The sequence below is a fragment of the Stenotrophomonas sp. GW821-FHT01H02A genome, assembly GCF_059422145.1.
The window spans coordinates 1-3355 of the sequence record NZ_JBWKWI010000022.1 but is presented as its reverse complement, the minus strand read 5'-3'; the positions used below and the strand labels follow the sequence as shown (position 1 = coordinate 3355).

The 3355-nt window shown below is 59.9% G+C and carries 2 protein-coding genes; both read left to right on the top strand.

Annotation, left to right across the window (positions count from 1 at the left end; genetic code table 11):
* Positions 1-1677, top strand: a 1677-nt coding sequence (locus AC07WC_RS17690) for a lanthionine synthetase LanC family protein (RefSeq protein ID WP_495211162.1), incomplete at its 5' end; no start/stop codon positions are given.
* Positions 1649-3355: an ABC transporter transmembrane domain-containing protein gene (locus AC07WC_RS17685; RefSeq protein WP_495211161.1), complete on the top strand. Its 1707-nt coding sequence runs from the start codon at positions 1649-1651 to the stop codon at positions 3353-3355. The genes AC07WC_RS17690 and AC07WC_RS17685, both read left to right, overlap by 29 nt.

Sequence of the window (3355 nt, the reverse complement as noted above, 5' to 3'; positions counted from 1 at the left end):
AAAGTACGCCCGACGCTGTCGGATAGTGATGCGTTCTACGCGATGTACAGGGACATCTTCGTCAACCTTGTCCGTGCAGTTGATCTGGCTCATGGCGCGGGCATGGTGATCGGTGACTTGTCTCCTCCCAATATCCTTGTTGCCAAGGACAGTCTGGCAGTCCGCCTGATCGATCTTGAGGCCGCGTTTCGACCCGGGCTCGGAGAGTCGGAGGACATCCACACACCTGGATTCCGGAGCAAGCTGAAGAGCCGGGCAAGGATCAGCAGCTATGAAGATGACCACTACGCGGTGGCGGCCATCATGATGTACGCCATGTTCCCGATCGTCGCTATGGCCTACATCAGAGATGATCTATTCGACACAGTGCTGCCGGAGATCGTGTGGGATATCGGCTGGAAGGACACGCCCGTCATGGGTGTCATCCGTGACCTCGCACAAGGCAAGGCCAGCCTGAAAGAGGCGGAGGAACGGCTGCTGCAGCCGGTAAGCATTCGCCAGCCCTATGCCTCCAAGGCTGGCAGAGGCCTTCCCGCTGACAGCGTGCTGAAGAGGCTGGCCGCCTTCATCCAGGTCAATTATCGCCTCGACCCGAAGTACACGCTCTTTCCGTGCGATCCATTCGCGCTGGCAACCAACGCCAGCAGCCTTGGTTTCGGATCATCAGGGGTGATCTATGCGCTCATCCGTGCCGGCGTTGAGGTGCCCCAAGCGGCATGGGATCGGCATCTCGCCGAGGTCTCGAGCCTGAACAGCCAGAATGCGGCACCGGGATTTCTTACCGGCCTGGCGGGGATCGGTTGGGCGCACCTGGCAATGGGGGAGGCGGCCATTGGCCTCGGCTTTGTGGAGCAAGCCAACAGGAGTGTTCAGAAAACCACGCATCCTTCCCTGTACTACGGGATGGCGGGCCTGGGCTTGGCCGATCTGGCCGCATACGTGGTCTCTGGTCATCATCGCTATCTTGACCTGGCCCTGGAGCTCGCGGCACAGCTTGAGTCCTCCGCGCTTCAGAGCAACGACGGGCTGTATTGGGAAGACGATGGTGTCGTCCGAATCGGCTTTGGCTATGGACAATCCGGTATCGCCCTTTTCTTCCTTCGGCTGTCACAGGCCGCCGGGGACGAGCGCTGGCGAACCCTGGGCAAGGCTGCCCTGTGCTACGACCTTGCTCATGGCCATGAGCTGGAGGCAGGGGTGACAACCTTTGCCGCGGCTCCAGCAGGGATCACGACGTATGAGCATTACATCGAGCAAGGCACCGCCGGCATCGTCAAGGTGGCCATCCGGTACGGACTCTGGGAGACGGTGGATCAGCTCGTACTGGATCTGCACAGAAAGTACGCTGGCTTCGCAGGCCTCCTGTATGGCCTGGCTGGCCTCATCGACACGCTGGTTGATGCCCACGTGTACTCCGGAAATCCCAGGTATCTGGAAATGGCACAGCGCGCCTACCAAGGCCTTACCGACCTCTATGTTTTCGGAGACGACGACATGGCGGCGGTGCCTGGAGAGAACCTGTTCCGCATATCGTGTGATTACGCGACTGGAATGGCCGGGATCATACGCGCCATCCAGAGGCTCAGTGCCCCTGATGGCGATGACTTCTGCTTGGATGTCCTGGACGGGCCACTGCTGAAGCGCATTGGTGCGCACGCTGTCCAAGCGTCTGCGTGATCGCGAGGAGAGCGGAATGAGCTTCGCAGCCCGAGGACAAGGAGTGCAGGCTGCCTCCACTGCCAGGACCAGCGTGCGGGACTTCGCTTGTCTGTTGGGCGGCGATCGACGTGAGTACATCGGCGTGACTGCTGCAGGTGCGCTGATCGGCGCTGCCGAAGGTCTGATCCACCCCTTGCTGATCAAGGCGATCCTTGATCATGCGTCGTCCAGCGGCGACGTTGAAAGGATGATGCTTCTGGTGCTCGGCTATCTGGTGCTTGGCGTATCCCTGAATGCCGGCGCCTACGCCACCTCGTTGTGGCAGCAACGTCTGGATAACAGGATTGTGAGGCGAATAAGTGCGGATCTGCTTGGAGCGTTCTACACCGAACACTATCAACGTTTCCTCCGCAATGGCGTCGGGTACTACGTGTCGCGCATACGAGCGGACGTAAAGGATGGGTTGGTTCCGATGCTTGCGTTGGTGCGAGTCCTTACGACGAAGATCTCCATGTTGCTGGCCCTGGTCTCCGCATTGCTCCTCATCTCCTGGCAGGCATTTGCCGTGCTGGTGGTCATCATTCCCATTGCGACAGTCGTGAGCTTGGCTGTCGGCAAGAGAATCCGCCACCTGACATCGACCGAGCGGGAAAATGAAGCCGACGTGCTCGGTGTGCTGACCAAGGCGGTGGGAAGCATCAAGATGGTTTGCGGCTTTGGGCTTGTGAACAAGACGGTCAATGAGTTCGATAACGGTATGGGCGTGTTGCTTGATACCGGCTACAAGCGATTCAAGGCCGTCCGCACCCTGCAGGGGGCCAGTGACCTGACCATGGTGCTGTCGGATGTCTGCTCGATCTTTGTTGGCGCATTGTTCGTCCTTCAGAGAAAGATGACGTTCGGCTCATTCATTGCCTTCATGAATTCATTCTGGCGGGCCGCGACGACATTGATCGCGATCTTCAAGCACTGGGCCGAGCTCCAGAGCCATGGCGCAACCGTTCATCGGATCACCCAGTTCCTTCATGGTCACGAGACCTCCCATTTCGACGTCTGCGACTCCGTGATCGCCATGGATGTCGGCTTCTCCTACGAGGGGGCCGACGTGCTGCGGGACGTATCGGTGGCCTGGAGGCCCGGGCGTCGCGTTCTGATCACGGGCGACAACGGCTCCGGGAAGACAACGTTTGCCAACATCCTGGCCAGATGCCTATACCCGACGCAGGGGCGCGTTTCGCTTCCTTCCCGGATCAGTGCAGCTACGCTGCCGCTTGCCTTTCCACCGCTGAAGGTTGGAAAGCTTGACGTCGAGCAGCGCCTGCTCCAGGCCTTCGGCCTGGACTGTCCGGAAATCCGAACGGCCTATCCCGACCAGCTGTCAGCCGGGCAGCAGCAGAAGCTCGCATTGGCCATGGTGCTCAGCAAAGCAGCGGATCTGTATGTGCTGGATGAGCCCCTTGCAAACCTGGATACCAGCGCTCAGGACGTCGCGATGCTGGAAATCATGGCGTGGACCGAAGGTAGAACCCTGGTGATGATCATGCATGGCGGCAGCCGGTTCCGAGACCTCTTCGACGAACGTCACCACCTCGGGTCGCCGGAGCAGCCCTCCCCGAATGTATCCAGCCCCAACCAACCCCGGGCGACGTCAGGAAGGCGGATAACGTCGTTGGCCACCCACGGGAATGCTTCATGA